Below are 503 nucleotides of genomic sequence, written 5' to 3' on the forward strand. Positions count from 1 at the left end.
GTTATCGGGGTGGTTCGTGGTGGCTTTCAGGGCGTTCATCGGATTTTAGCCGCTAAAATCCCGGCCAGGTATGTCCGTGCATAGCCATGCAGTCGCGCCAGAATCATCAGGGGCGTTTTTTCTCGATATGGGCACAGAAAGGTGTGTGTTTCAGGCCGGAGGCCTCAGAAACGCGCTGAGGGCCTCTGCGGCGGTGCACGCAACGGATGTTATGGTAAATAGTGTGAAGTGCCGCCTGTAATGGCGGCTTAGTTACCTATTTAACTTTTGCCACTTTAGTCATGAATTCTTTAATGGAAACAATCGCAGTAGCTTTCCCCCCAGGGATACTTGCAGCTGAGAAATCGATGTCTTGATTACCTTCAGTTGTATGTATGCGAAGGCGGCAGTTTTTAGCCGACACCATCTTTTCTAGCACTTCATATGGGATAACAACGGTATTTTTGCTGGATGTGTAGATCGTTTTGGATACAGTATTGTATCCACTGTTACTTAGATTAGTT

1 protein-coding gene is annotated in these 503 nt (G+C 47.5%); it reads right to left on the reverse strand.

The features are described from left to right. Positions 1-256: 256 nt before the first annotated feature. A partial coding sequence (locus tag HFC70_RS26850; protein ID WP_210259459.1) for a hypothetical protein occupies positions 257-503 on the reverse strand: 247 nt, incomplete at its 5' end.

The sequence above is a fragment of the Agrobacterium sp. a22-2 genome, from assembly GCF_012276985.1.
GTDB lineage: Bacteria > Pseudomonadota > Alphaproteobacteria > Rhizobiales > Rhizobiaceae > Allorhizobium.